General features: G+C 44.0%; 26 protein-coding genes. 20 read left to right on the top strand and 6 right to left on the bottom strand.

The window, feature by feature from the left end; genetic code table 11:
- Positions 1-258: 258 nt before the first annotated feature.
- The 11 genes from ccoN (at position 259) to ttcA (ending at position 10,266) form a co-directional block, all read left to right on the top strand.
- Positions 259-1,686, top strand: a complete 1,428-nt coding sequence (gene ccoN, locus ACFFUV_RS04195) for a cytochrome-c oxidase, cbb3-type subunit I (protein ID WP_390189941.1) — start codon at positions 259-261, stop codon at positions 1,684-1,686.
- Positions 1,687-1,700: 14 nt separating this feature from the next.
- Positions 1,701-2,321, top strand: a complete 621-nt coding sequence (ccoO, locus tag ACFFUV_RS04190) for a cytochrome-c oxidase, cbb3-type subunit II (protein WP_390189939.1) — start codon at positions 1,701-1,703, stop codon at positions 2,319-2,321.
- A 9-nt stretch (positions 2,322-2,330) separates the two neighbouring features.
- Positions 2,331-2,504, top strand: a complete 174-nt coding sequence (locus ACFFUV_RS04185; protein ID WP_390189935.1) for a cbb3-type cytochrome oxidase subunit 3 — start codon at positions 2,331-2,333, stop codon at positions 2,502-2,504.
- On the top strand, positions 2,504-3,490 hold the full coding sequence (gene ccoP, locus ACFFUV_RS04180; RefSeq protein WP_390189934.1) for a cytochrome-c oxidase, cbb3-type subunit III: 987 nt from the start codon (positions 2,504-2,506) through the stop codon (positions 3,488-3,490). Before ACFFUV_RS04185 ends, ccoP begins: the two co-directional genes overlap by 1 nt.
- Positions 3,491-3,558: 68 nt before the next feature.
- Positions 3,559-4,038: a FixH family protein gene (locus ACFFUV_RS04175; protein ID WP_390189932.1), complete on the top strand. Its 480-nt coding sequence runs from the start codon at positions 3,559-3,561 to the stop codon at positions 4,036-4,038.
- Between the two features lie 6 nt (positions 4,039-4,044).
- The gene (locus tag ACFFUV_RS04170) at positions 4,045-6,420 is read left to right on the top strand and encodes a heavy metal translocating P-type ATPase (protein WP_390189931.1); all 2,376 of its coding nucleotides are present in this window, start codon (positions 4,045-4,047) and stop codon (positions 6,418-6,420) included.
- On the top strand, positions 6,420-6,584 hold the full coding sequence (ccoS, locus tag ACFFUV_RS04165; protein ID WP_390189930.1) for a cbb3-type cytochrome oxidase assembly protein CcoS: 165 nt from the start codon (positions 6,420-6,422) through the stop codon (positions 6,582-6,584). The genes ACFFUV_RS04170 and ccoS overlap by 1 nt, the downstream gene beginning before the upstream one ends.
- Complete coding sequence (locus tag ACFFUV_RS04160; RefSeq protein ID WP_390191840.1) at positions 6,584-7,249, top strand: sulfite exporter TauE/SafE family protein; 666 nt, start codon at positions 6,584-6,586, stop codon at positions 7,247-7,249. Before ccoS ends, ACFFUV_RS04160 begins: the two co-directional genes overlap by 1 nt.
- 98 nt (positions 7,250-7,347) lie before the next feature.
- Positions 7,348-8,097: a fumarate/nitrate reduction transcriptional regulator Fnr gene (gene fnr, locus ACFFUV_RS04155; RefSeq protein ID WP_390189929.1), complete on the top strand. Its 750-nt coding sequence runs from the start codon at positions 7,348-7,350 to the stop codon at positions 8,095-8,097.
- A 132-nt stretch (positions 8,098-8,229) separates the two neighbouring features.
- Positions 8,230-9,177, top strand: coding sequence for a universal stress protein UspE (uspE, locus tag ACFFUV_RS04150; protein WP_390189927.1), 948 nt, complete (start codon positions 8,230-8,232; stop codon positions 9,175-9,177).
- 156 nt (positions 9,178-9,333) lie between these two features.
- Complete coding sequence (gene ttcA / locus ACFFUV_RS04145) at positions 9,334-10,266, top strand: tRNA 2-thiocytidine(32) synthetase TtcA (protein WP_390189926.1); 933 nt, start codon at positions 9,334-9,336, stop codon at positions 10,264-10,266.
- 69 nt (positions 10,267-10,335) lie between these two features.
- Here ttcA and ACFFUV_RS04140 read toward each other — a convergent pair whose 3' ends face one another.
- From ACFFUV_RS04140 to ACFFUV_RS04130, 3 genes are read right to left on the bottom strand one after another with little or no spacing between them, the layout of a single operon-like run.
- Positions 10,336-10,992: a DUF2987 domain-containing protein gene (locus ACFFUV_RS04140; RefSeq protein WP_390189925.1), complete on the bottom strand. Its 657-nt coding sequence runs from the start codon at positions 10,990-10,992 to the stop codon at positions 10,336-10,338.
- 11 nt (positions 10,993-11,003) lie between these two features.
- Positions 11,004-11,819, bottom strand: a complete 816-nt coding sequence (locus ACFFUV_RS04135; RefSeq protein ID WP_390189924.1) for a glucosaminidase domain-containing protein — start codon at positions 11,817-11,819, stop codon at positions 11,004-11,006.
- Complete coding sequence (locus tag ACFFUV_RS04130; protein ID WP_390189922.1) at positions 11,812-12,621, bottom strand: DUF2189 domain-containing protein; 810 nt, start codon at positions 12,619-12,621, stop codon at positions 11,812-11,814. Before ACFFUV_RS04130 ends, ACFFUV_RS04135 begins: the two co-directional genes overlap by 8 nt.
- 317 nt (positions 12,622-12,938) lie before the next feature.
- On the opposite strand from ACFFUV_RS04130, the gene potA reads away from it, so the two are divergent.
- The 4 genes from potA (at position 12,939) to ACFFUV_RS04110 (ending at position 16,971) form a co-directional block, all read left to right on the top strand.
- On the top strand, positions 12,939-14,072 hold the full coding sequence (gene potA / locus ACFFUV_RS04125; RefSeq protein ID WP_390191839.1) for a spermidine/putrescine ABC transporter ATP-binding protein PotA: 1,134 nt from the start codon (positions 12,939-12,941) through the stop codon (positions 14,070-14,072).
- Positions 14,056-14,913: a spermidine/putrescine ABC transporter permease PotB gene (gene potB, locus ACFFUV_RS04120; RefSeq protein ID WP_390189921.1), complete on the top strand. Its 858-nt coding sequence runs from the start codon at positions 14,056-14,058 to the stop codon at positions 14,911-14,913. Before potA ends, potB begins: the two co-directional genes overlap by 17 nt.
- Positions 14,913-15,689 carry a spermidine/putrescine ABC transporter permease PotC gene (gene potC / locus ACFFUV_RS04115; protein WP_390189919.1) on the top strand — a complete coding sequence of 259 codons (777 nt, stop codon included), beginning with the start codon at positions 14,913-14,915 and terminating at the stop codon, positions 15,687-15,689. The genes potB and potC overlap by 1 nt, the downstream gene beginning before the upstream one ends.
- Positions 15,690-15,933: 244 nt before the next feature.
- Positions 15,934-16,971 carry an extracellular solute-binding protein gene (locus ACFFUV_RS04110; RefSeq protein ID WP_390189917.1) on the top strand — a complete coding sequence of 346 codons (1,038 nt, stop codon included), beginning with the start codon at positions 15,934-15,936 and terminating at the stop codon, positions 16,969-16,971.
- A 65-nt stretch (positions 16,972-17,036) separates the two neighbouring features.
- On the opposite strand, the gene cobB is transcribed toward ACFFUV_RS04110, so the two are convergent.
- Positions 17,037-17,753 (bottom strand): Sir2 family NAD+-dependent deacetylase, encoded by a 717-nt coding sequence (cobB, locus tag ACFFUV_RS04105; RefSeq protein ID WP_390189914.1) that lies wholly within the window; start codon positions 17,751-17,753, stop codon positions 17,037-17,039.
- A 111-nt stretch (positions 17,754-17,864) separates the two neighbouring features.
- Positions 17,865-18,260 carry a DUF3305 domain-containing protein gene (locus ACFFUV_RS04100; RefSeq protein WP_390189911.1) on the bottom strand — a complete coding sequence of 132 codons (396 nt, stop codon included), beginning with the start codon at positions 18,258-18,260 and terminating at the stop codon, positions 17,865-17,867.
- A gap of 345 nt (positions 18,261-18,605) precedes the next feature.
- Between ACFFUV_RS04100 and ACFFUV_RS04095 the strand changes: the two genes are divergently transcribed.
- The 5 genes from ACFFUV_RS04095 to ACFFUV_RS04075 all read left to right on the top strand — a co-directional run bounded on the left by ACFFUV_RS04095 (position 18,606) and on the right by ACFFUV_RS04075 (position 24,609).
- Positions 18,606-20,948, top strand: a complete 2,343-nt coding sequence (locus ACFFUV_RS04095; RefSeq protein ID WP_390191834.1) for an ATP-binding protein — start codon at positions 18,606-18,608, stop codon at positions 20,946-20,948.
- A gap of 2 nt (positions 20,949-20,950) precedes the next feature.
- The gene (locus tag ACFFUV_RS04090; protein WP_390189908.1) at positions 20,951-21,841 is read left to right on the top strand and encodes a mechanosensitive ion channel family protein; all 891 of its coding nucleotides are present in this window, start codon (positions 20,951-20,953) and stop codon (positions 21,839-21,841) included.
- 105 nt (positions 21,842-21,946) lie between these two features.
- On the top strand, positions 21,947-22,537 hold the full coding sequence (mobA, locus tag ACFFUV_RS04085; protein ID WP_390189905.1) for a molybdenum cofactor guanylyltransferase MobA: 591 nt from the start codon (positions 21,947-21,949) through the stop codon (positions 22,535-22,537).
- Positions 22,530-24,290, top strand: coding sequence for a bifunctional molybdopterin-guanine dinucleotide biosynthesis adaptor protein MobB/molybdopterin molybdotransferase MoeA (locus tag ACFFUV_RS04080; protein WP_390189903.1), 1,761 nt, complete (start codon positions 22,530-22,532; stop codon positions 24,288-24,290). Before mobA ends, ACFFUV_RS04080 begins: the two co-directional genes overlap by 8 nt.
- A 52-nt stretch (positions 24,291-24,342) precedes the next feature.
- Positions 24,343-24,609 (top strand): DUF2960 domain-containing protein, encoded by a 267-nt coding sequence (locus ACFFUV_RS04075; RefSeq protein WP_390189900.1) that lies wholly within the window; start codon positions 24,343-24,345, stop codon positions 24,607-24,609.
- Positions 24,610-24,675: 66 nt separating this feature from the next.
- Here ACFFUV_RS04075 and nagK read toward each other — a convergent pair whose 3' ends face one another.
- The gene (gene nagK / locus ACFFUV_RS04070) at positions 24,676-25,596 is read right to left on the bottom strand and encodes an N-acetylglucosamine kinase (RefSeq protein WP_390189898.1); all 921 of its coding nucleotides are present in this window, start codon (positions 25,594-25,596) and stop codon (positions 24,676-24,678) included.
- Positions 25,597-25,611 lie beyond the last annotated feature (15 nt).

The raw sequence follows: 25,611 nt of genomic DNA, 5'->3' as shown, positions 1-25,611 counted from the left end.
GTTTTAAGTTCTCCATGCAACAAAGTTCAAAGTTTTGACATAAAAGCCCATACCCTGAACGTTTGTAAGGGTTACCACCCTGTCATTAAATTGTTAAATGAATTATAGTTATCGCCTGAAAATGCTGCTTTTTTAAAAATCTTTTCAGGAAAATTAAATCGCTGAATAAACGCAACTTTCTGAACGGTTTGGGTGGCATTACGACATGAGTCGTGTTGGAAGTAAAGTGTAGTTAATTAGAAAATTGGAAGCATGCAAATGAGCCAAGAACAGCAGCTTGAACAAAACTACAACTATACGGTCGTTCGCCAATTTACCCTTGTGACTATTTTATGGGGAATTGTCGGTATGGGCGTTGGTGTTTTGATTGCCGCTCAACTAGTTTGGCCACAGCTAAACTTTGATACGCCGTGGTTGACGTACAGTCGTCTTAGACCGCTGCATACGAATGCGGTAATTTTTGCCTTCGGTACAAGTGCCCTGTTTGCAACATCTTATTATGTTGTTCAGAGAACTTGTCAAACTCGTTTATTTGGTGGGCCTTTAGCCGCCTTTACGTTCTGGGGATGGCAAGCCGTCATTCTTTCCGCGGCAATATCTTTGCCATTAGGATACACAACAAGCAAAGAATACGCAGAGCTTGAATGGCCTATCGATATTGCCATTGCAATCGTTTGGGTGGCTTATGCTGTTGTTTTCTTCGGCACAATTGTAAAACGTAAGACCTCACATATATACGTCGCAAACTGGTTCTTTGGCGCGTTCATTATCACAGTTGCCGTTTTACACATCGTCAACAGTATGGCGATTCCTCTGTCGATGATGAAGTCCTATAGTATCTATTCCGGTGCTGTCGATGCCATGGTGCAATGGTGGTATGGGCACAATGCCGTTGGTTTCCTATTAACCGCTGGCTTCCTTGGAATGATGTATTACTTCGTCCCTAAGCAAGCTGAACGTCCTGTTTATTCTTACCGTTTGTCTATCGTTCACTTTTGGGCTTTGATCTCTCTTTATATCTGGGCTGGCCCTCACCACCTACACTACACCGCACTACCTGACTGGACTCAGTCTCTGGGTATGGTTATGTCTTTGGTATTATTTGCGCCATCTTGGGGTGGAATGATCAACGGCATTATGACCTTATCAGGTGCATGGCATAAGTTACGTTATGACCCAATTCTTCGATTTTTGATTGTTTCTCTGTCGTTTTACGGCATGTCGACCTTTGAAGGTCCAATGATGTCAATTAAAACCGTTAATGCCCTATCCCACTATACCGACTGGACGATAGGTCACGTGCACTCTGGTGCTCTAGGTTGGGTTGCGATGGTGTCTATCGGCTCCGTTTATCATTTGATTCCACGTCTGTTTGGCCAGCAACGCATGTACTCCGTCGGCCTGGTTAACGCTCATTTCTGGTTAGCAACAATTGGTACTGTTTTGTATATCGTGGCAATGTGGATCTCTGGTGTCATGCAGGGGTTGATGTGGCGTGCAGTGAATTCAGATGGCACCTTGACGTACAGCTTTGTTGAGTCAGTTCAAGCGTCGTATCCGTTCTATACTGTCCGCTTTATCGGTGGTTTTATTTTCTTAAGTGGCATGTTCTTAATGGCTTACAACACGTATAAGACGATAGCGGCACCAAAAGATAGCCTCAAAGCGATTTCGCAGCCAGCATAAGGAGATGGACAAACATGAGTAGTAATTCGAATAACCGCCATGAGGTCATCGAACGCAATGTTGGTCTATTAGCCATCTGCATTGTGTTTGCGATTAGCTTAGGCGCGCTTGTGGAAATCACGCCGTTGATTTTCCAAAAACAAACCACTGAGCCAGTAGAAAACTTAAAACCCTATACGGCATTGCAGCTGGAAGGTCGTGATATTTATATCCGCGAAGGTTGTAATGTTTGTCACAGCCAAATGATTCGTCCTTTCCGCTCTGAAACAGAACGTTATGGTCATTATTCAGTCGCTGGCGAAAGTGTTTGGGAGCATCCATTCTTGTGGGGCTCTAAACGCACAGGGCCTGATCTTGCGCGAGTGGGTGGACGTTACTCTGATGAGTGGCATCGCGTACACTTGATGGATCCGCGTGAGTTGGTACCAGAGTCAAATATGCCGGGCTTTCCGTGGTTAGCAGAAAATATGCTTGATGGTAAATATACCAAACAAAAAATGGCGTTATTCCGTAATCAGTTTGGAGTGCCATATACGGATGAACAAATTGAAAACGCACCAAAAGAAATCGAAGGTAAATCAGAGATCGATGCTCTAATTGCTTATCTTCAATCTCTTGGTCATGCAATGAAATAAGGGGCGATTATGGATATCGGTACGATACACAGTATTTGGACCATTGTTCTGTTCGTTAGTTTTATTGGCGTCGTATGGTGGGCATTTGGTAAAAGCCGTAAAGCTCGCTTTGAGGAGGACGCGAATATGATTTTTGCTGATGAGCAAGAACGCCCTTCACATGAACAAGGAGTGACTAAGTAATGACGACGTTTTGGAGTCTTTGGATTATCATCATCACCGTTGGTACGTTGCTTGGCTGTGCTGCGCTTTTGTATTGGTGCCTGAAGGATAAAATGGGCGTTGAAGAAGGCAAAGACATGGGCCACGAGTATGATGGTATTCGTGAAATTAACAACCCATTGCCTAAATGGTGGACGTATCTATTTGTTGGTACTTTCATTATTGCTGCGACTTATCTTGCTCTCTATCCTGGTCTGGGTAACTTTAAAGGTTTACTTGGCTGGCAAAGCTCAGATCAAACTGTGCGTTCTTTAGAAGAGTCAAAAGCTTCGATTCAAAATGCACAACAAGAAAAACGTTTGGTCCAATACGCGAAAGAGTTGGATGATGCGGACGCATATTTTGGAGAAGCATTTAGAAAGCTGGCTCATGTTGAAGGTTCTTCCGAGCTCAGGCCTGTACCAGAAATCGCTGCAGATCCGGAAGCGGTCAAAGTAGGACAGCGTTTGTTTTTACAAAACTGCTCTCAGTGTCATGGTTCTGATGCCCGTGGACAAAAGGGTTTTCCTAATTTAACAGATGATGCCTGGCTGTACGGTGGTGAGCCGCAAGCGATCGTAACAACTCTGATGCATGGTCGTGTGGGGCAAATGCCATCATGGAAAGATGCCCTTGGTGAGCAAGGTGTTCAGGAAGTGGTCAGTTATACGCTGAGCTTATCCGGCCGTAAAGTGAATGCACGTGAGGCTGAAGCTGGTCAAAAACGCTTCGTGGTTTGTGCAGCTTGCCATGGCACAGATGGTAAAGGTAACCCTGCAGTTGGCGCTCCGGACTTAACTGACCGAGATTGGCTATTTGGTGGTACTCGAGCTGATGTTACGGAAACCGTGATGAATGGCCGTTCTGGTGTAATGCCTGCGTGGAAGGACATTCTCGGCGAAGACAAAATTCAGCTTGTCGCATCTTATGTTTGGAGCTTAAGTAACTCGGACTCACAAGAGCAATAATTGAAAGCTGTACCGGCTTCATCATGAGGCCGGTCATATTCCCCCCTATTCATGTTGAGATCTTTTTTATGGTAAAGCCTTGGTATAAGCAGTTTTGGCCCTGGTTTCTCATTATTCTACCGTCCATCGTTGTTATCTGGACGATAATTACGGTCATTGTCTTTTCTCAGAATTCTGTCTCTTTGGTCACCGAGGATTACTATAAAAAAGGCAAAGGTATTAATATCGATTTATCGAAAATTGATGCTGCTAAATCTCAGGAGCTGTCAGCGACTATCGCCTCTACGGGGCAACAGATCGTTGTTCACTTTGATAAAGGTCAGCTAACGCATTACCCCGCACTTAACGTTATGTTTGCGCATCGGACTTTACCCGATCGCGACTTTTCTCGAATGCTCAGTGCGGACGCCAATGGGAACTACCGGCTTGATTTGGACAGTGAACTTCAAGGCCCATGGTTTATCGAAGTCACACCTCATGATCAGTCATGGTTAATTCAAGGTCGAGTTCAATTCCCTAGCCCTTCACCTGTTCCTCTTATTAATTGAGGTCGTATGAGCAAAACGTGTTACCACTGTGGTGAAGATGTACCAGTCGGCACGGACTATAGTGTAGAAATATTAAACAAGCCACGCACCATGTGTTGTCCTGGCTGTCAATCTGTCGCACAAACCATCGTTGATAGTGGTTTAGTCTCTTACTACCAGTATCGAACTCAAACGGCCGATAAAGCGGATTTAATTCCAGAGCAGCTCAGTCAACTCGCCTATTATGACAACGAAGATGTCCAATTAGATTTTGTTCACGACATCGATAACGCCAAACAGGTGACACTGTCACTAGAGGGGGTATCTTGCGCGGCTTGTGCATGGCTTATAGAAAAGCAATTGATGCGTCAGTCAGGCGTCATCGAGATTCGCGTCAATACCACAACCCACCGAGCGCACTTAAAATGGTCTCCAGAGCAAACAAGTTTAAGCGAAATTTTAACGGCTATTCAAAAGCTGGGCTATAAAGCCGCGCCGTTTGAGGCTGACGAGCAAGAACGAATCTATCATCAGTCGATGAAACAATATTTATATCGATTAGGCGTAGCGGGTTTGGCCACTATGCAAGTGATGATGCTTGCCGTGGCACTGTATTTTGAAGTATTTGGGGACCTAGACACTTCGTTTCGTAATTACTTTCGCTGGGTAAGTTTCATCTTCGCAACCCCTGTCTTACTTTATTCTGCTTCGCCGTTTTATGTCAGTGCTTGGCGAAGTATCAAAGGACGTACCTTAGGAATGGACGTACCTGTGTCCATTGCTCTACTTTTTGCTTATATAGCCAGCTTTATTGCGACAGTCACAGAGCAAGGTGAGGTCTTTTTCGAATCCATTTCGATGTTCACATTCTTTTTGCTGGTTGGCCGCTTTCTTGAAATGCGCGCAAGGCGCAAAGCTGCGGCAGCCAGTGGCAATTTATTGAAGCTGATTCCCGCCATGGCAACGACTTTAGATGGTGAGACGATTGCTGTACGCTCGCTTAAATCGGGCGATAAAATCCGAGTGCTACCGGGTGAGCATATTCCAGCAGACGGTACGATTATTAGCGGCCAAGTACATATCGATGAATCGATGTTAACGGGTGAATCTGAACAGGTTGCTAAACACGTTGGTGATAAGGTTTATGCAGGCACCTTAAATGGTGCAGAAGCGTTTGAGCTATTGGTTACTGCATCGAAAGCACAATCTCGAATAGCCAGTATCATTCGTCTGCAAGATGAAGCACAGCTTTCCAAGCCTAGAATTGCTGAATTAGCGGATATTGTCGCACGCTATTTTGTTGGAGGGCTGTTATTGACGGCCGCTGCAACCTGGTTCTATTGGCAGCAACATCGCCCAGAAGACGCGTTTTGGATTATGCTGTCGGTCCTTGTGGCGACCTGCCCGTGCGCACTCTCTTTAGCAACTCCAACCGCGATCACCTGCGCTGCATCACGCATGGGTGAGCTTGGTATTATTCTAAGAAAAGCGCATGTCTTTGAAACCTTATGCAAAGTCAACCATCTGATCGTTGATAAAACAGGGACATTAACTCAAGGCGATATTCAACTTCATCATGTTGAAGTCTTCGAAGATTGGCAGCGACAAGATGCGCTAAAGCTTGCTGCTGCGTTAGAGTCTTTCGCTAACCACCCTATCGCCCGCGCTTTTCAGCCATACAAAGATGCGAGTATCGAACTTGATCAAGTAGAAAATAAAATTGGTTTAGGCGTTCAAGCGATTTATAACGGAAATACCATTCGAATCGGTAAAGCCAGTTTCGCGCTAGATTCTGAGTTTACGTCAAACGAAACGGCAATTTATTTATCTCAGAATGCTCAGCTTATCGCCAAGTTTTATTACCACGACCCACTTCGCTCAGATGCAAAAGCATTGATTGATTCGTTTAAAGCGAGTGATATTCAAATCACCTTATTAACGGGCGATAACGCCTCAAATGCACACAATATTGCACAACAAGTTGGTATTGATAACGTTATTTCAGATTCAAGCCCTGAAGATAAATTGGCTTATCTAAATACCCTAAAAAGTGACAGTGTCACCATGATGATCGGTGACGGCATTAACGACGCTCCAACGCTTTCTGGTGCTCATCTTTCCGTTGCTATGGGCGGCGGAACCGACATAGCAAAAGCCTCTGCAGATATGGTTCTGCTTGGGGATAACCTTGGGCAAGTCATGAAAGCTCGAGAACTTGCTCGTTTTACTCGGCGGATCATTCGCCAAAATCTTGCTTGGGCGCTGGGTTATAATGCGCTGATTTTGCCACTTGCCGTAGCCGGTTTTATTGCGCCCTATTTTGCTGTGGTTGGTATGTCTGCGAGCTCAATTATTGTAGTATCTAACTCATTGCGTCTTTTAAAAGAAGCGAGCTCAAAATAATGGAAAGCCTTTATATCCTTATCCCTATCGCGATTTTGTTGGTTTGTTTAGCGGTAGGCATATTTGTGTGGGCCGTAAAAAGTGAACAATTCGAAGATCTCGAACGTCAAGGACACAACATTTTATTTGATGACGATGAAAAATCGGATCGCGACAACCCATGATAAATACTGATTGGTTTGCTGCTTTTTTGATTGGTTTTGTCGGAGCCGGCCATTGTATGGGAATGTGTGGCGGGATAGCGTCACTGTTAAGCTTAGGCCAACCTCACCAATCTAAGTGGACTCCTTTGCTTTATAACTTCGGACGAATTGCAAGTTATATGCTGTTTGGTGCGTTAATCGGCGGCGCATTTGCGACTATAGCGAGTCTCAGTTCGCTTAATCAGGGGTTAGTGTGGCTTAGAATTGTTGCTGCACTGTTTATGATCATGCTGGCTTTATATATTGGTCAATGGTGGCAAGGATTACTGAAAATCGAAGCTCTAGGACAGGCTCTTTGGCGCCAAATCTCTCCATTTGGTCAATCCCTTCTTCCTCTAAAATCTCCGTTACACGCAGTGCCTTTTGGATTTATTTGGGGTTGGCTGCCGTGTGGTCTTGTTTATTCCACATTAACCTGGGCCGCGGTGTCAGGTAGCGCGCTCAACGGATTGATGATCATGCTGTGTTTTGGGCTCGGCACTCTGCCAGCTATGCTATTGGTTGGCTATGGCGCTCCACATTTTAAACAATGGCAGCAGGCTAAATGGTTTCGCTCCCTTGCTGCGACTTTACTATTGATTTACGCTGCCTTCCTACTCATAGAAAGTATCAATATGCTCAACTAAAATTGTTAGTTGATTGAATTTATAGGTATTTTTTAGCTATCCTTTACTTTTAATGGATGCTAAAATGTTGATGTATATCAAATTAGTGCAAGGTTATTATGATTTCAGAGAAACCAGCAACAAAGCGCGTTCAATCTGGTGGCTGTGCAATTCACTGCCAAGACTGCAGTATCAGCCAACTTTGTATTCCTTTTACTCTCAATGAAACCGAGCTGGATCAGCTTGACGAAATTATTGAGCGTAAAAAACCTATTCAGAAAGGACAAGAGCTCTTCAAAGCTGGAGACGAGTTGAAATCCTTGTATGCTATCCGTTCTGGTACCATTAAGAGCTATACCATAACAGAACAAGGTGACGAGCAGATTACAGCCTTTCACCTCGCGGGCGATTTGGTTGGTTTTGATGCGATTACGGAAGACTCTCACCCAAGCTTTGCTCAAGCGTTAGAAACCTCTATGGTTTGTGAGATTCCTTATGAAATTTTGGACGATCTCTCAGGTAAAATGCCAAAGTTACGTCAGCAAATCATGCGTTTGATGAGTAATGAGATCAAAGGCGACCAAGAAATGATTCTGTTGTTATCGAAGAAAAACGCAGAAGAGCGTTTAGCGGCATTCTTGTATAACCTATCCACTCGTTTCTCACAACGTGGCTTTAGCCCTCGTGAATTTCGTTTGACCATGACTCGTGGTGATATCGGTAATTATCTTGGCTTGACGGTGGAAACCATCAGTCGCCTATTGGGGCGTTTCCAAAAATCGGAAATCCTCAGTGTAAAAGGTAAATATATCACCATTCTTAATCATGATGCGTTGATGGAATTGGCTGGCGTATCTAAAGATTCTTAATAAACTTCAATGACGTAGCTCAAAGCTGAGCTGCGTCATACTTCTTCAATCCACTTCTAATTTTTCCTCATCATCTCTGCCAAAACTAAGCTAAAGTAATCATAAGGGTCTCCTCGTTATTAAGGAGTAAATATGAGTATTTACAGTAAGATTTTAGTAGTCGCTGATATCAATCACGATGAACAACCTGCCCTAATTCGTGCTATTCAACTTGCGGAAAAGAGCCGTTCAAGAAGCCGAATTACTTTCTTCCTGTCCATATACGATTTCTCGTATGACATGACATCCATGCTATCGTCTGATGAGCGAGATGCAATGCGGCGAGGAGTTATCCAGCAACGTGAACAGTGGATGAGAACGGTCGCTGAGCCCTACTTAACGGACAACTTTGATTTCGACATTAAGGTAGTGTGGCATAATCGACCTTACGAAGCCATCATTGCAGAAGTATTTTCAGGTCAACACGATATTGTGATAAAAGGAACACGAAAACATGATGTTCTTGAGTCGGTGATTTTTACGCCGACGGATTGGCACTTACTTCGTAAATGTCCATCCCCTGTACTCTTAGTGAAAAATGCCCATTGGCCGAAAGACGCCAGTATCTTGGCCTCGGTTCACGTGGGTTCTGAGATGGAGTCGCACATTGACCTCAATGACAAAATGGTCGAACAACTGCAAAGCCTCTCAGAGCGTTTGGACGCCAAGCCTTATCTGGTGAATGCCTATCCTATCACTCCCGCCAATATTACGATTGAATTGCCAGAGTTTGATCCGACAACCTACACTGATGCAGTGAGAGGTCATCACCTAACCGCAATGAAATCATTACGACAAAAACATGGGTTTGATGAGGAGCAAACGGTCGTAGAACAAGGGTTACCAGAGGAAATTATTCCTCAAACCGCTGAGAAATTAAACGCAGCGATGGTTATTATTGGCACGACAGGACGTACCGGGCTTTCTGCCGTATTCATCGGTAATACAGCAGAACACGTTATTGATAAAATTGATTGCGATATTATGGCGTTGAAACCAACGGGATACGTAAGTCCACTCGATCCCAAAGAGGCGGTTTAACCCTTTTCGGCTTATATGCAATAACAGTGTCTCAGAAATCCTCGCTTTCATCGCGAGGATTTTTTTTGCTTGAGTTCGCATTTATTGTGGAATCTGTAATAGATATCCGTATCATACCCACTCATTTCGTTTTGAAGATTAATGAAGCAGAAATTAATGACTGAACAAAAGCAAGAGCCAAGTAAAGCGCAGCAATACAACTTTAATAAGTTGCAAAAACGTATTCGACGCAACACTGGACAAGCGATCCAAGACTTCAACATGATTGAAGATGGCGATCGTATTATGGTTTGCCTTTCTGGTGGTAAAGACAGTTTCACCATGCTAGACATGCTGATGAGTTTGCAAAAAAGTGCGCCTATTTCATTTTCATTAATTGCTGTTAATTTAGACCAAAAACAACCCGGTTTCCCTGAACATATTCTTCCTGAATACTTAGACAGCCTTGGTGTCGAGTATAAGATTGTTGAAGAAGACACCTACTCTATCGTTCAAGATAAAATTCCGGAAGGTAAAACCACCTGTTCTTTGTGTTCTCGTTTACGTCGAGGTATCTTGTATCGTACAGCGAAAGAATTGGGCGCGACTAAGATAGCGCTTGGTCACCATCGCGACGATATTCTTGAAACGTTGTTTTTGAATATGTTCCATGGCGGAAAAATGAAGGGGATGCCACCTAAGTTAGTATCAGATAATGGTGAACATGTCGTGATTCGTCCCCTTGCCTACTGCCGTGAGAAAGACATCATAAAATATTCTGATATGAAGTCTTATCCTATTATTCCTTGTAACTTATGTGGTTCGCAACCGAATTTGCAACGTCAAGCGATTAAGCAGATGCTCAATGATTGGGATAAACGTTATCCTGGCCGAATCGAGACCATGTTCCGAGCGATGCAAAATGTTGTCCCAAGCCATCTTGCCGATTTTGAACTGTTCGATTTCAAATCGATTGATAAAGATTCAGGGGTGATTAACGGCGGTGATATCGGTTTTGATAAAGAAGATATGCCAGCGTCACCTACTGTTGAAGATGAGTTGGTGAATGAATTTGACCCTAGCCTTCAGCTTGATGTAACCAATATTTAATGCCATTACTATCATTGATAGAAAAAGAGGCGACTTAATGTCGCCTCTTTTTTTCAGCAAAATGGTATGTTAATCGGCATCAGGAAGATAAGGCAATACTCGAGATGTTTCGGCTGGCAACGTTAAATATCCACCTTGAAGCTGACTTAATAGGACTTGTGCCTTGCCGTTGGTTATTGGCACAGAATGCCCTTCAGACAAAACCACTTCACCGCTGCTTATATCTGTAAACTCAAAGGTTAATCCTTTTACTTCTGGAGTAAACCAACTGGCAAACATTCCGCCTAAATCTTCAAGTAAGGTTTGCATTTGTGGAAGGATTCGCGCCATTTCGTTGGCTGTTACACGGCCTTGGAGTGATTGTTTCGTCATTACCACCATAGAAAAGTCACACCGTAACTCTTGAGGCGTATCCACAAAGACTAAAGGGTTTGCCTGGCGTAGGTTACTATCAATCGGTACCAAAAGTTCATGATTTTCAGATACTTTTAGGCGTTCATAGTGTTGTTCTTTCTCCATCCATGCTTTGTTTATTGGGCACAAATTCTTGTTCTGCGCATTCACGAAGAAGAAAGCGATTTTCACGTCATCGTGGCCTTCTGACGCATTAGATTTCATCTGCGAGTACAACTTTGAATAGGTAAACATATACTCATGGGCGGACAGATGAAAAGAGGCGCAGACGGATGCTGCGCCAATGAATAGTGTGCTAAGCGTTTTATGCATATTACGGCTGATTACTCTTGTTCATGTTGCCAGAAGTGCTCATTATGCCGAATCATCGCTTTAAGATCGTTGACGTAGTCGTCACCTCTTTCAGAATATTTCAGCAAACCATCCGCCAGAGCCATAGCCGCATTAACCGAGTGTAACTCTTTTCCCTGCTTTTGACGCTGACGGCGTATTTCACGTAAATCTTCATAAGCACGATTTCGGTTTACGTTCATAAAATAACGATGAATCGACTGTTGAACTGACTTAAACTTCGCCACTTCGTGACTTTTGCCATCGGAACGCTGCATCGGCACCAAGCCACATCCGGAGGAATAACACCATTGCCCAAAAAAGTTGTTACCCTGTTTGGCAAAACGTGACGTTCCCCAAGCAGACTCATTCGCCGCTTGTACCAAGACTAATCCCTCAGGAATGATATTTACGCGCTTGAGAAGACGGTCAAACAACACATTATCAATCCCTTCTTCAACTAACTTGACGTTGTAACGAGCTGCGATCTCTTTGATAAAACGCATATTCTTCGCGTTTAAGGTCATATTCTGAAAGCGTTCGCGCACGTGCTCTAGTTGCACTCGTTCTTCAAGGATGCGTTTATTTTCCCAAGCAATCCCAGGGCGAAGGTAGTCAAAGAAGGTTTGCTTCTTTGTATCCACATCGCGAATTGCGCTGAAGTCGGGTGGCGTGGAGACTTTTTTCGGGATGATCGGCCAGTCGTGAGAGACCGTAAATTGGAGCTGCTGCTTATGTTGGTATGAGATAAAACTATAAGTGGCAACCAAAACAGTTGCCACAAGTGCGAAGAATTCGGATTTACGCATTAAATACCTGTGAGTTGTTATTGTCGTCATCACCACCGCTGCCTTTGTGGGTACCAGTGGAAACTATTTTCAGGCGAATCCCAAACATATTGCGATAAATCACCCCCTTCGCATGGAAGAAAAACGGAAGGACGAAAATTAAACCTATGCCGTAAAACATCGCGGCGATAACAAACATGACTAAAATGACGAAATATACACCAGCCAAAGTCAGCAACTTTTTGTTTGCCGCCCGCAGTGACAACAGCAAAGCTTGCATTGGTGGAATATTCTTCTCGCATATCAACAGAATGGTATTACTGAACGCAAGTGAAAAATACAAGGAAAGGAACGGAAGTAACATACCAGCAAGGATCTGGATCACTAGTCCGATCAGTGTGACGATAATGACAGGTACCGTAAATTGCAGCCCTTTACTGATGTGCTTGAGCTGAGTTTTAAGGCCTGCAGCATGGCTCATCGCCATCAAGCAAATACCAGCATAAATAGGCGCACTGACGACTTCATAACTGAAGTTGGCCATCACAATGGCTTGCACCACATTTTGGTTAAAAGCTTCCGGATCAGAAAGCGAGTCAACAATAATCCCTAAGTCACCAAGTTGCAGTTTCAACGCAATATAAAAAATCAGCGCTTGAAGCACCAAAAGCACAATGATAGCTGGGGAAAAAGAGACAAAATGTTTGATGGTTTGCTGCCAAGCTTCTTTTAATACACTACCGACTTTCAACTCATATTGACCAGAAAGTGCAGTCTCGATCGTACCACCTAAGTTGAAATCAGTTTTTATATCTTTATTCATTACGGATAATCCATAACTCCGTGAAGTCATCTAAAGGAGCTAAGTAGTTGATAAAATATTAGCTTTATTATACCTAAAGCGCGCTTTTACGAAAATCATAACCTCGCTTAAGTCACTTGCTTTATGGTCTGTATGGATAATAATTGACCCGGCTGCACAGTGGAAATAAGTAAAGTAAAAATTCGTTACTTTACGAGTAAAAACTTTTTCTTTTGAGCCCTCATAAATTGCTTTAATTTCACTATATTGAGGATTATCATGCGCGCCTAATTTCGTCGAAAATTTGGGCGTAATATCACATCGCTTTCCCTGACAGAATAGGAGAAAAACAGGCATTGAATGAGCAAACGCAAATGACCCCACCCGTGGTGCGGCTGACTAACGTCTCAAAAAGCTTTGATGATAAGGAAATCATCCGTCAACTTAATCTTGACGTAAACCACGGTGAGTTTCTTACCATTCTCGGCCCTTCTGGCTGCGGAAAAACGACAGTACTTCGCATGATCGCTGGATTTGAATCCGTCGATAACGGAAGCATTGTTTTAGATGGGCAAGATGTTACTCAAATCTCTGCTGAGCATAGACACGTTAATACGGTATTTCAAAGTTATGCCCTATTCCCACATATGACGGTTTATGACAATGTCGCGTTTGGTTTGCGAATGCAAAAAGTGCCTAAATCTGAAATCGAACCGCGAGTGATGGACGTATTGAAAATGGTTCGCCTAGAAACCATGGCTCAGCGTAAACCTCATCAATTGTCTGGTGGCCAACAACAACGAATTGCTATTGCACGTGCCGTGGTCAACAAACCGAAAGTATTGTTGCTGGATGAATCTTTATCGGCATTAGACTACAAGTTACGTAAGCAGATGCAAATTGAGCTCAAGCAGCTTCAACGTCAGCTCGGTATCACTTTTATTTTCGTTACTCACGATCAGGAAGAAGCGTTGTCCATGTCGGATCGCATTATAGTGATGCGTGAAGGCGTAATAGAACAAGACGGCACGCCACGAGAAATTTATGAAGAGCCTAAAAATCTATTCGTAGCGCGTTTTATCGGCGAGATAAATGTGTTTAATGCTGAGATGATAGAACGCCTTGATGAGAAGCGCATCCGTGCCCAAATTGAGGGCGTTGAGTCTGTCGTTTATTACCAACATAACGCCCAAGCCGGTGATAAACTTCAAGTCTTACTGCGTCCTGAAGATTTGCGAATTGAAGAAATTAAAGAAAGCGAACAAAAAGGGATCGTCGGCCATGTGGTCGAACGTACTTACAAGGGGATGACGCTCGATTCCGTTGTCGAACTCGAGTCAGGGGACCGAGTGATGGTCAGCGAGTTCTTTAATGAAGATGATCCTGATGTGGATCACTCACTTGGCCAAAAAGTGGCCATTACTTGGGTTGAAAGCTGGGAAGTGGTACTCAAAGATGACTCGCAAATTTAATCTTCAAACCGCCATTATTACCTTAGTTGTTGGGTGGCTAGGGCTATTTGTACTGCTACCCAATGTGATGATTATCGCCACTAGCTTTTTAACTCGTGACGAAGCGAATCTAATTGACCTGACGTTCACCGTCGACAACTATGCGCGCCTTGCGGATCCTTTATACGCCAAAGTGCTTATGCATTCGTTTTATATGGCGGGTGTTGCTACGGTATTATGCCTAATCATTGGTTATCCGTTTGCTTATATCGTGGCTAAAATGCCAGAGCGCTGGCGCCCTTTTATGCTGTTTTTAGTCATCGTGCCTTTTTGGACCAATTCGTTAATTAGAACTTACGGATTAAAAATTGTATTGGGCACGCAAGGCATTCTCAATAAGTCTTTACTTTATTTGGATATTATCGATAAACCTTTGCGTCTAATGTATACCGAGGTGGCCGTGATGATTGGCTTAGTCTACATCTTGCTACCGTTCATGATTTTACCGTTATATTCTGCCATTGAAAAACTCGACAACACGTACATCGAAGCCGCGAGAGATCTTGGCGCGAACAAACTTCAAACGCTACTCAAAGTCGTTTTACCTTTGACCATGCCGGGAATCGTTGGAGGGTGCCTGCTGGTGATGTTACCCGCACTTGGTATGTTCTATATTTCTGATCTTCTTGGCGGGGCTAAAAATCTGTTGATTGGTAACGTAATTAAGAGTCAGGTACTTAACGCGCGCGACTGGCCTTTTGGGGCCGCAACGAGTATCGCTCTAACCATTGCAATGGCAATCATGCTTTATGCCTACTATCGCGCCGGTAAGCTGCTGAACAAAAAAGTGGAGTTGAACTAATGGGACGCACTATTCGCTTTAGCTTTATGGGGTTGGTTTATGCGTTTCTTTATCTCCCTATCATCGTGCTTATTGCTAACTCATTTAACAGCAACAAGTTTGGCATGCGTTGGGATGGTTTCACTCTGAAGTGGTACGAAACGTTAGTCAACAACGATAGCTTGATGCAAGCCGCGTGGCACTCTATTAACGTCGCGGTATTTTCGGCCACAGCAGCAACGATAATCGGAAGCTTAACGGCAGTAGCTCTATTTCGCTATCAATTTAAAGGTAAAGCTGCCGTAAATGGACTGCTGTTTGTGGTAATGATGTCCCCAGACATCGTGATGGCTATCTCTTTGCTGGCTCTGTTTTTGGTTCTTGGTGCCCATTTGGGGTTCTTTACATTATTGATTGCTCATATCACCTTTTGTCTTCCGTTTGTGGTGGTCACCGTGTACAGCCGACTGAATGGCTTTGACGTTAAAATGCTTGAAGCTGCCAAAGATTTAGGAGCGAGTGAATGGGTCATTTTAAAGCAAATATTGTTGCCATTGGCAAAACCAGCCGTGGCTGCAGGATGGCTACTGAGTTTCACTTTGTCACTTGATGATGTGATTATTAGTTCTTTTGTTACAGGCCCAACCTATGAAATATTGCCTTTGAAAATCTATTCAATGGTGAAAGTGGGTATATCTCCTGAGGTCAATGCACTAGCAACCGTGATGCTGGTAGTCTCTTTGATTCTAGTCATCATTTCTCAGCTGATAGCACGCGAAAAGCACGACTTAAAATAAAATCACAAGCAGCAGATACCCTTTTCTGCTGCTTTTTTGTATCACTTCCAAGATCGCCGAATCATTTGTAAACCCATGACGGTAAAGTTGGCTAATTCCTAAGCTGACGACAGTAAACTTCTTGTTCTAGACTCCCTATTTTGCTTTTCGCTGATATACTTACCCTGTTTGTCACTTTTATCGTCACGATAAATTCATTTTCACCCAGACTACGGCAAGCGTAGCCAAATAAAACGGAACTGAAATGAAACGTAAATTCTTTGCGGGCGCACTTTGCGCGGCGAGTCTCTTCACCTCATCTGCTATGGCCGACGATCAGGAATTGTATTTTTACAACTGGTCTGAGTATATCCCTAATGAAGTGCTAGAGGATTTTACAAAGGAAACGGGTATTAAAGTTATCTATTCGACTTACGAGTCGAATGAAAGTATGTATGCCAAATTGAAGACGCAAGGCTCTGGTTATGATCTTGTTGTCCCTTCCACGTATTTTGTCTCCAAAATGCGTAAAGAAGGCATGCTTCAGAAGATTGATAAGTCCAAACTTAACCACTTTAAAGATTTAGATGCCAACTTTTTAAACAAGCCGTTTGATCCAGATAACAGCTATTCGATACCTTATATTTGGGGAGCGACCGGTATCGGCATTAACTCGGATATGCTTGATAAATCAAGCGTCACTAAGTGGGACGACTTTTGGGACAGTAAATGGGAAGGTCAGCTGATGTTGATGGATGACTCACGTGAAGTTTTCCATATCGCATTAACTAAGCTGGGTTACTCTCCAAATACGACTAACCCTGATGAAATTAAAGCAGCTTATGAAGAGTTAAAGAAATTGATGCCTAATGTTTTGGTTTTCAATTCTGATTTCCCAGCGAACCCTTACCTTGCTGGTGAAGTCTCGCTCGGTATGTTGTGGAACGGCTCAGCGTACATGGCACGCCAAGAAGGCGCATCCATCGATATCGTTTGGCCTGAAAAAGGGGCTATCTTTTGGATGGACAGCCTTGCCATTCCAACAGGCGCTAAAAATATCGATGCGGCTCATAAGATGATCGATTTCTTGCTGCGACCTGAAAACGCTGCCAAAATTGCCCTAGAAATAGGCTATCCAACACCAGTTCAAACCGCCTATGAGCTCCTACCGAGTGATTTTGTGAATGACACTAACGTCTTTCCTCCACAAAATGTGATGGACTCAGGGGTATGGCAAGACGAAGTGGGTGAAGCAAGCGTACTTTATGATGAATACTTCCAAAAACTTAAAGTTGGCAACTAAGTTTCGATGGATAATATAAAAAAGCGGCGTAGAGCCGCTTTTTTATTGGAACAAGATGACAGTAGCTACTGCATTGCTAGCAACTCATCCACCAGCTTAGGTACCTCCTCGCTGGCTTTACCATAACGCTTTTCTTCAAACTCGGTTTCGACGGCGCTTGGCTCTAAGTTGATTTCAATGGTATGGGCACCATGCATTCTCGCATCATGAACAAAGCCGGCAGCCGGATAGACAACACCAGAAGTACCAATTGATACAAACAAATCAGCTTGCTCGATGGCGTGGTAAATTTCGCCCATACGCAGTGGCATCTCGCCAAACCAAACAATGTGTGGACGCATTTGAGCTGGAATTTGGCAACAATGACACAACTCGCCCATATGGATATCGTCATTGTGCTCAATCACTTGGTTCGACTCACTACATCGTGCCTTCAATAATTCACCGTGCATATGAATGATGTTGGTTGTCCCGCCTCGTTCATGCAAATTATCGATGTTTTGAGTAACCACCGTGACCTGCCCTTCAAGCTCCCGCTCTAGGCGACCAAGCGCAATGTGCGCAGGGTTAGGCTGTATTGCCGGATCTTGCAGCTTACGGCGGCGCTGGTTATAAAAATCTTGAACTAATTCAGGGTCGCGAGCAAATCCTTCAGGCGTCGCAACGTCTTCAATACGGTGGTTTTCCCAGAGACCGTCTTGAGCACGAAAGGTTTGAATGCCCGATTCTGCGGAAATGCCCGCGCCCGTTAAGACCACAATATTTCGATAAGGAAATTTCATACGGCTTCCTTGCTAAATCTCAGTTAACAACAGCTTAGCACTCTAGCCTAATGAACAATAGCCTTGAAAAATAAGACCATGGTCGACTATTGAGGCATTTCACACCTAACCTTAATGTTTGCTGCACACAAAGTCGGCCAACCAAGCTTGTACTGGTCCAGGCATTTCGTTGGTTAAAACGAGGTATTCGCTATTCATGTATTCGTTAGCGACCGATTTAGAAGCCGTCAATTGAGTGATCAGAGGAGTAGAAAGATCACTGGATGCCTCGATAATAAGATACAGTTTCGGGGTCAGTGAAAACAAATTGTTTCGATAATCGAATTCTTGTTCACGGGATAAAGCCAAAGTCGCTGTGTGTGAATCAATTTGCTGAGCTTCTAAGTCAAATCCCGTTAGTTGCCACTGTGTCAGCACGCCAACACCCGTCGTTATCTGATGCTCTTTTAGATTGCAGCCCATTAACCAACTACATTGCGTTTTTATTGCTTTCGTTGTACTCACCATGACCTACCTTTACAGTATGATGTATTTATTTAATGACACTTTAGTTTATTTCTCTTAGCCACCAATGAGCATAGGTTTAAAAATTGATCGCGTTCTCCTTTGTTGAGAAAAACTGCAATAAGTGAATCATTTTCAATACATTATTCATCTTCCTCACTGAGTTACGGGGTGAGATTCATTGACTAGGGAAATCTTTTGTTTGGCTACCATCGCGTTTGCCCGTTTCATTGAATGTGACAATCTCAATGATGACACCAAATGTCATTTCCTATTGATTGTTGCGGGTCCAAAATACGCCACCACCTATTCTTAAAAATATAAATCAAAGAGTTATCAGTGGTTCCAATGCGTATGTTGATTCGTCTCATTTTAATTATTTTTCTGCTCCCTTGCGTGTGTTTCGCGAGTTGGCAATCTGAGTTGCAACCGGAGCCTAACATCACTTCTGAGTCTCTAGAAATACAAAGTAAAGTGGCGGCGCTTCCTGATTCCTTGTTCATTGATACTGAAGCTCAACAACATATAAGGCCGCTTTTGATCGCGACACTTAACCAGCAAGTTGAGCAGCATGCCCACTTTCAAGCCAACCTTAATCGTTATCGACATGCCCGCAGTGATAAAAATTGGCGCGCCGCGCAAGCCAATTATCTAACGCTTAATAGCCTAGGGGCGAGCAAAGAACGGTTAATTGAATTGGCTGATACTCATACGCGAGGGAGGCTCACTGGGTTTGGGCCCTATGGCGTCACTCAGTTTAAGCTTGAATGGAATCTCACACTGCTGAATGCGGAGTATCTCCTCTATTTTCAGTTGCGCAGCTTTCAAGCTCTGGTGCGTGATTTGATGATTTCTCCGATACCCGTCATTTGGGCTGGCATAAAGGTGCTACTGATTTACTGTGTCTTGATCTGGTGGCTAACGAACAGCAAACGTTTGATCACGCTTTTTCATCGCACCTATATTGAAAATAAAACACAACCCGCGTTTTGGGTTCGGTGCATTTGGTATTTAAGCCAAGCCAACCGTGCCATTGCTTGGCTCATCGCCATCACTTTGTCACTGCGGGTCCTTTCTACCATTCCAAGCCTCCAACATCTTATTTATTTGGAAATATTAACGTGGTGGGTACTGGGTGGTTCTATCGCCATCAGCTTCCTTCTTGAGTTTGCAGCTCGTAATAGCCGGTCGTCACAGAAAGAAACCTTGGTGCTGCGCCTTAAAACCATTCGGCGTTATGTCTGGAGCATCATTTTTGCTGGGGTTATTTTACAAATATCCATGCGCACCCTTGGTAAAACCACAATTTATTATTGGATCACGAGTGCTCTCTATTTCTGGTTTATTGTCGTCACCATCAGCGCTTTGAATCTATGGCGTAAAAAAACCTTTTGTGAAGTCGAATCTATTAGTGACCGACCTGCCTGGGTTAACTGGGCGGTTCGACACCAAAATACATGGGTTATACGTATTCTCGCTACGGCAATCGCCATTGTATGGTTAATAACACACCGGCTAAAACTACGAGTCATGACGCAATTGTCTAATTATCAGTTCTTTAGCCAGGCATTAGCGTATCTGTTTCGTATCGAAGTCTCCAAAAGTTCTGGAGACAATCATACAGAAAACCACCTCACAGCAATCAAAGGCGATGCAGCCTACGATTATGTCTTACCCGGCAGCGATAGCAGTGAACTTATCGATTACGCGACCCAAGAGATCGAACAACTTGGGCGATATTTGCTATCTGATAGCCCGTCAATGTGTGTGGTTTCAGGGGAAAGAGGTATAGGCTCAACCACGGTAATTAATCAATTACAAAGCCGAGTTAAGAATGCAACCGCAATTTATGTAAACTGCCCATATGATGGCTATTCAGCATTACTCAGATCGCTAAACCAAGCTTTTGGGCTCGCTGACGACACCAGTGAAGTTCAACTTCTCACTCATCTTCGCCAGTCTGAAAATAGTTATTTTATCGCCATTGATAATGCGCAGCGCTTAGTAAAGCCGATGGTGGGTGGGTTAAAACATCTGATCCATCTCACTAACTTACTTCGCCGAACACATGGACATCATCGTGTGCTATTCGCTATTGAAAAAGCCAGTTGGAACTTTATCGACCGCGCGCGTGGTGAGCGACTGTTATTTGATTTCGTTGCTTTTCTTCCGCGGTGGAATGAGAAGCAAATGGCGGAGTTACTGTCTACGCGAATCAATCACCAGGGGCAAAAATCACTGTCGTTTGATGGCTTGACTGTTCCTAAACAATGGGATCAAGACGACATCTCAGAGGAAGAGCGAGCAATGCAGGGCTTTTTTCGGATTCTTTGGCATTACTCCGATGGTAACCCAACGATAGCACTTCGTTTTTTCCGATTATCTCTGCGTATCGATAAGCATCATGAGCAAGCTTATGTGCGGCTATTTAATGCGCCCCAATCTCAGGAACTGGAAAAAATGCCCAAACCGATGTTGGCCGTACTAAGATCCGTCGTCCAACTCGAAGTCTCTTCCCCGGAAGAGGTTTCGCAATGTACTCAACTTAGTATTGCAGAAGTTCTAGGTACCTTACGCTACTTTCAAAGCCGTGGATTTATTGAGTGGAGCGAAGAAAAAGCGCGCATTTCCGACCATTGGTTTCGACACATTACAAATGTATTAGACCGTCAACATTTGCTGGTGAAGTAATTATGTTTCGATTGATTGTTTTGATTTTTTTTACATCTATTTCTTGCAGCGTTGTGGCGGAAGATGATCTCGCTAGCGTGACAAACCTTCAACAAATTGCCAGTTTGATACGTTGGAGCGGCGTGCTGTTTTCGATGTTAATCGTCGCTGGCACCTGGTTACTGCTTAAATTCATTGCTTCTCTTGTCGACAACATCGGCAGTCAATTTGTTCAATACCGAATGTTGCTACAGAAGCTGCAATCGTTTTTGCAGTTTTTTATCTATATGTCAGCCGGGATTCTGGTCTTTATGCTGAGCTTTCGAATTAATGATCAAATACTGGCATTGATTGGCGGTACCCTTGCGGTGTCGGTAGGCTTTGCATTGAAAGATTTAGCAGCCTCATTTATTGCAGGGATGACGGTGATGGTTGACCGCCCTTTTCAGGTTGGTGACCGCGTCACCTTTGAAGGCAACTACGGCGATATTACGGCGATTGGTTTGCGATCGGTGCGCATGCGGACGTTAACTGACGATATTATTACTATTCCAAACAACAAGTTTCTAAATGAAGTTACCGTCAGTGGTAATTATGGCGCCTTGGACATGCAAGTTGTCATTCCGTTTTTCGTCGGTCTTGATGAAGACATCACATTAGCGCGAGACTTAATTCAAGAAGCGGCTTCATCAAGTCGTTACGTGCACCTTCCTAAGCCTGTCACCGTGCTGGTCAAACAAACAATGGCAGATAACTATCTGGCGATACAATTAACGTGTAAAGCATACGTTGTGGATACGGTGTATGAGAAACTGTTTGAAACCGATATAACACTGCGTGTAATGAGTGAGTTTCGAAAACATGACATCAAGCCACCTCGAATTGCGCTCTATCAACAAGGCTCGATTGAGTAAACCTTAGTCAATCGCTCGAAAAAAAGGGGTCAGCGCAAACTCAATTCGCGATTCTCATGATAGTCTGAACAATCATGAGCCATGATAATGCGGTGAGAGCGATAAATGATTGATACACAAACTACGTCTTGGGTCATTTTGGCGGGCGGGCAAGCGACTCGCATGGGTGGACAAGACAAGGGGCTTATAGAGTTTAACGGTAAACCGCTTATCGAGCATGTTATGACACGCCTGTCGTTACAGCATCACGATATCTACATCAATGCCAACCGCCACCAAGAACACTATCAGCATTATGCGCCGGTATTTTGTGATTCACTGGCGAACTATCCAGGTCCTTTAGGGGGGATTCACGCAGCATTGACTCAGCTTAGCAAACAATGGATTGGCTTTGTTCCGTGTGATAGCCCATATCTACCAGAAGATCTTGTGTCTCGATTATGTGCCCGTGTAACAGCGGCTACCGATCTAGTAGCGGCGCACGACGGCCAATATCCACAACCTGTCTTTACACTCATTCATCGCCGTACCTTACCAACCTTAGAGGCATTTTTAGCCAGTGGCGAAAGAAAAATGCAACACTTCCATCAACAAGTAAACACTGAGTACGTCGACTTTAGTGATTCTCCCAATGCGTTTATCAATTTGAATACACCGCAACAATTGACCGAATTAGGACAAAACAAAAATGAATAATTACCCTATCCCCGTATTGGGTTTCGCTGCGTATTCTGGAACGGGTAAAACAACATTGCTCGAAGCGCTGATTCCGTTGTTGACACAACACGGTTTACGGCTTGGTGTACTAAAGCATGCTCACCATGAGTTTGACGTCGACAAACCGGGCAAAGACAGTTACCGACTGCGTAAAGCTGGCGCAACTCAGATGCTCGTTGCATCACATCAGCGCCATGTGATGATGACTGAAACACCAGAGCGCGAAGCGGACTTTGACGATTTACTGAGCCGATTTGATCACCATCAACTCGACCTAATCTTGGTGGAAGGGTGTAAAAATATCGCTTTTGATAAAATTGAACTGCATCGCGACGCCGTCGGCAAACCTTGGCTTCATCCTTATGATGACAATATCATTGCCATCGCCTGCGATCAGAAACCTATTTCAACCACACTTCCGATTCTTGATATTAATGATTTGTCTTCAATCGCACAGTATGTGTTGCGATATGTGAATCAGCTTAATTCCACGCGTAACGCGCAAGAACCAGCCATACAAGGGCTTTCCGTTATCCAAGGGGTAAACACCATTCTTGAGCGCATAACAACAATGAAAGCCACTGAAGTCAGCCAGCTTCATGAAATCGATAATCGAATAATCTCTCGTAATATTAGCTCTCCCATAGCCAGCCCCCACTATACTCAAGCCGCGATTGATGGCTATGCGATTAGTTATCAGAGCGCAGAAAACTCTCAGTTTCGAGTTTTTGAACATCTGTTCGCGGGAAATAAAATGGAACGTACTTTACAGCTTGGTGAAGCGGTTAAAATAATGACCGGTGCACCGATGCCAGATGGCGCGGATTGTGTGATTGCTCTAGAGGACGTGCAAAGCACAGGTGACAGCGTCACAATTAATCTCGACGCTGTTACACCTGGGCAAAACATCCGTTATCGTGGAGAAGAGCTACAATGTGGCCAACTGGTGTATGAATCGGGACAACGGCTAACCTCAACGCACATCGGGCTTCTTGCTTCTTTAGGGATCACAGAGTGTGAAGTCTATCGCTCGCTTCGAGTTGGCGTATTTTCTACAGGTGATGAAGTTCAGTCACCCGGTTTGCCCCTGCGCTCCGCCGCCATTTATGACGCCAATCGCTATGTACTGTTAGACAATTTGCAACGTTTGGGCTGTTTGGTTGATGATTTAGGTGTTTTACCTGACGACCCTACAGAAATTGGAGAGGCATTAACCAGCGCTGCTGTGCAATGCGATGTTCTACTTGGTTCTGGTGGCGTTTCATTCGGTGAAGCCGATTACGTTAAAAGTGCACTGGAGCAGTTAGAAGTCGGCCATATTGATTTTTGGCGAATCAACATGCATCCAGGCCGGCCAATGGCTTTTGGCCATATTGGCGCTCGTCCCTTCTTTGGTCTTCCAGGTAACCCTGTTGCTGCTACTGTTGCTTTTCTCCAATTCGTTGAACCTGCGATTCGAAAGATGCAGGGGGAAGTGGATTGGATACCACTGAAAACCCGTGCATTTACTCTGCAGCGACTTAAATCAAAACTCGGTGTCACTGAATTTGTAGGCGCGGTATATCGGCTAACAAATAACGGCGAACTCGAGATTGAACAGGTGTTATCACAAGACACTCGAGCGCTGTATGCCTTAAGCCAAGCTAACTGCCTGATTGAAATACCAGAGCATATAGAGCAAATCAATCGCGGAGAACACGTGACAATCATCCCTCTACAAGGCAGAATCTAGCCAAATTTTAGTTCGGCGATTTTTATCCGCCTTTTAAACGTAGAGAATAGCCATGGCGCGTACGATTATTTATGAGTACAAAGGTGAAGAAAAAACATTAACCTTCTCATATCAGCAATTTCACTCAATCCATGAAGCGGTGGCTGACGCCGAAGGAATTGATATTTCAAACTATTTGAAGATGGAGCAGCAAATCGAAGCGGTATCTGACACCAAAGCAGTACGGAATTATCGTGACAACCACTTTGCTAAGCTCGGTTTTGGAAAAATCACGCTAAAACCCAAAGACAATATTGGTGTTGGACAAAAGAAGCCGTAACTAACATCGAAAAGGCTCGCATCTAGCGAGCCTTTTCCTTTCTGCATTACGGTAAAATACAGCGGATTAGCCTTGGTGGATATTCAAAAATGCCGCGCCGCGTACACCACCTGAATCGCCATGTTTTGCTTTGACGAATTTTGGTGCTTTCGCAACGGATAATAGGTACTTAGGCAACCTCTTTGGTAGCTCTTCATAAATTAAATCAAAGTTAGACAGCCCACCACCAAGCACAACAACATGTGGGTCGATCGCCGTCAGCATACTGCCCAAACACGTCGCGAGAAGCTCCATGAATTTATCGACAAACTCGATCGCATTATTTTCACCTTGTTGGTAGTCAGCGATGATATCGATGGCTTTTCTGGGTGTTTGATAATAGTGTTGATAAAGCTGTTCAAACCCCCTTCCCGATAAGTAATTATCTAAACACCCCTGTTTATCACAGCCACATGAAAACAAAGGCGCTTGTCCGCTATCCCCCAACAAGAACCAAGCATCAATAGGTAAACGTTGGTGACCTAATTCACCCGCGACGTTGTTACGTCCAGAAAATACTTCACCGCCGATCACCAACCCGCCACCGAAGCCAGTTCCTAGAATCAATCCCAGTACCGATGGTGACGATTGCAGACTTTCATCCCAGGCTTCGGAAAGCGCAAAACAGTTGGCATCATTTTCAATTTTGACGGGGCGATCAATCAAAGCTTCAAGATCAGATTTTAAAGGTTTTCCTTTTGCTGCTGGGACATTTACCGTAAGAACTTTGCCGGTATCTGCATCCTCCATACCGGGTAGACCCAGACCAACGGTGCCTTTTGTCGCAAACTGCTGATCGTATTTTTTTACCAGTTCAGATAAGGTCGTCACTAACTTTTCATAATCTTCGGTTGGCGTAGGAACTCGTTCGGTTGCAACACGCTCTAATTGCGCGTTAAATGCACCAAATTCGATTTTTGTGCCACCTACATCAAAGCCGTAATACATGCATGCTCTCCCAGA

This window comes from Vibrio olivae (assembly GCF_042428525.1).
In the GTDB taxonomy this organism is placed as follows: Bacteria; Pseudomonadota; Gammaproteobacteria; order Enterobacterales; family Vibrionaceae; genus Vibrio; species Vibrio olivae.
Note: the sequence above shows the minus strand (reverse complement) of the source record. Positions and strands in the feature narration are given on the sequence as shown.

Excerpts from the sequence above, each read along its gene's own strand:
- ACFFUV_RS04175 (WP_390189932.1), top strand. The coding sequence starts at position 3,559 with ATGGTAAAGCCTTGGTATAAGCAGTTTTGGCCCTGGTTTCTCATTATT.
- ttcA (WP_390189926.1), top strand. The coding sequence starts at position 9,334 with ATGACTGAACAAAAGCAAGAGCCAAGTAAAGCGCAGCAATACAACTTT.
- potB (WP_390189921.1), top strand. The coding sequence starts at position 14,056 with ATGACTCGCAAATTTAATCTTCAAACCGCCATTATTACCTTAGTTGTT.
- uspE (WP_390189927.1), top strand. The coding sequence starts at position 8,230 with ATGAGTATTTACAGTAAGATTTTAGTAGTCGCTGATATCAATCACGAT.
- potC (WP_390189919.1), top strand. The coding sequence starts at position 14,913 with ATGGGACGCACTATTCGCTTTAGCTTTATGGGGTTGGTTTATGCGTTT.
- ccoO (WP_390189939.1), top strand. The coding sequence starts at position 1,701 with ATGAGTAGTAATTCGAATAACCGCCATGAGGTCATCGAACGCAATGTT.
- ACFFUV_RS04110 (WP_390189917.1), top strand. The coding sequence starts at position 15,934 with ATGAAACGTAAATTCTTTGCGGGCGCACTTTGCGCGGCGAGTCTCTTC.
- ACFFUV_RS04185 (WP_390189935.1), top strand. The coding sequence starts at position 2,331 with ATGGATATCGGTACGATACACAGTATTTGGACCATTGTTCTGTTCGTT.
- ACFFUV_RS04075 (WP_390189900.1), top strand. The coding sequence starts at position 24,343 with ATGGCGCGTACGATTATTTATGAGTACAAAGGTGAAGAAAAAACATTA.
- ccoS (WP_390189930.1), top strand. The coding sequence starts at position 6,420 with ATGGAAAGCCTTTATATCCTTATCCCTATCGCGATTTTGTTGGTTTGT.
- ACFFUV_RS04140 (WP_390189925.1), bottom strand. The coding sequence starts at position 10,992 with ATGCATAAAACGCTTAGCACACTATTCATTGGCGCAGCATCCGTCTGC.
- mobA (WP_390189905.1), top strand. The coding sequence starts at position 21,947 with ATGATTGATACACAAACTACGTCTTGGGTCATTTTGGCGGGCGGGCAA.
- fnr (WP_390189929.1), top strand. The coding sequence starts at position 7,348 with ATGATTTCAGAGAAACCAGCAACAAAGCGCGTTCAATCTGGTGGCTGT.
- ACFFUV_RS04100 (WP_390189911.1), bottom strand. The coding sequence starts at position 18,260 with ATGGTGAGTACAACGAAAGCAATAAAAACGCAATGTAGTTGGTTAATG.
- cobB (WP_390189914.1), bottom strand. The coding sequence starts at position 17,753 with ATGAAATTTCCTTATCGAAATATTGTGGTCTTAACGGGCGCGGGCATT.
- ACFFUV_RS04130 (WP_390189922.1), bottom strand. The coding sequence starts at position 12,621 with ATGAATAAAGATATAAAAACTGATTTCAACTTAGGTGGTACGATCGAG.
- ACFFUV_RS04170 (WP_390189931.1), top strand. The coding sequence starts at position 4,045 with ATGAGCAAAACGTGTTACCACTGTGGTGAAGATGTACCAGTCGGCACG.
- ACFFUV_RS04080 (WP_390189903.1), top strand. The coding sequence starts at position 22,530 with ATGAATAATTACCCTATCCCCGTATTGGGTTTCGCTGCGTATTCTGGA.
- ACFFUV_RS04095 (WP_390191834.1), top strand. The coding sequence starts at position 18,606 with ATGCGTATGTTGATTCGTCTCATTTTAATTATTTTTCTGCTCCCTTGC.
- ACFFUV_RS04135 (WP_390189924.1), bottom strand. The coding sequence starts at position 11,819 with ATGCGTAAATCCGAATTCTTCGCACTTGTGGCAACTGTTTTGGTTGCC.
- nagK (WP_390189898.1), bottom strand. The coding sequence starts at position 25,596 with ATGTATTACGGCTTTGATGTAGGTGGCACAAAAATCGAATTTGGTGCA.
- ccoN (WP_390189941.1), top strand. The coding sequence starts at position 259 with ATGAGCCAAGAACAGCAGCTTGAACAAAACTACAACTATACGGTCGTT.
- ccoP (WP_390189934.1), top strand. The coding sequence starts at position 2,504 with ATGACGACGTTTTGGAGTCTTTGGATTATCATCATCACCGTTGGTACG.
- ACFFUV_RS04090 (WP_390189908.1), top strand. The coding sequence starts at position 20,951 with ATGTTTCGATTGATTGTTTTGATTTTTTTTACATCTATTTCTTGCAGC.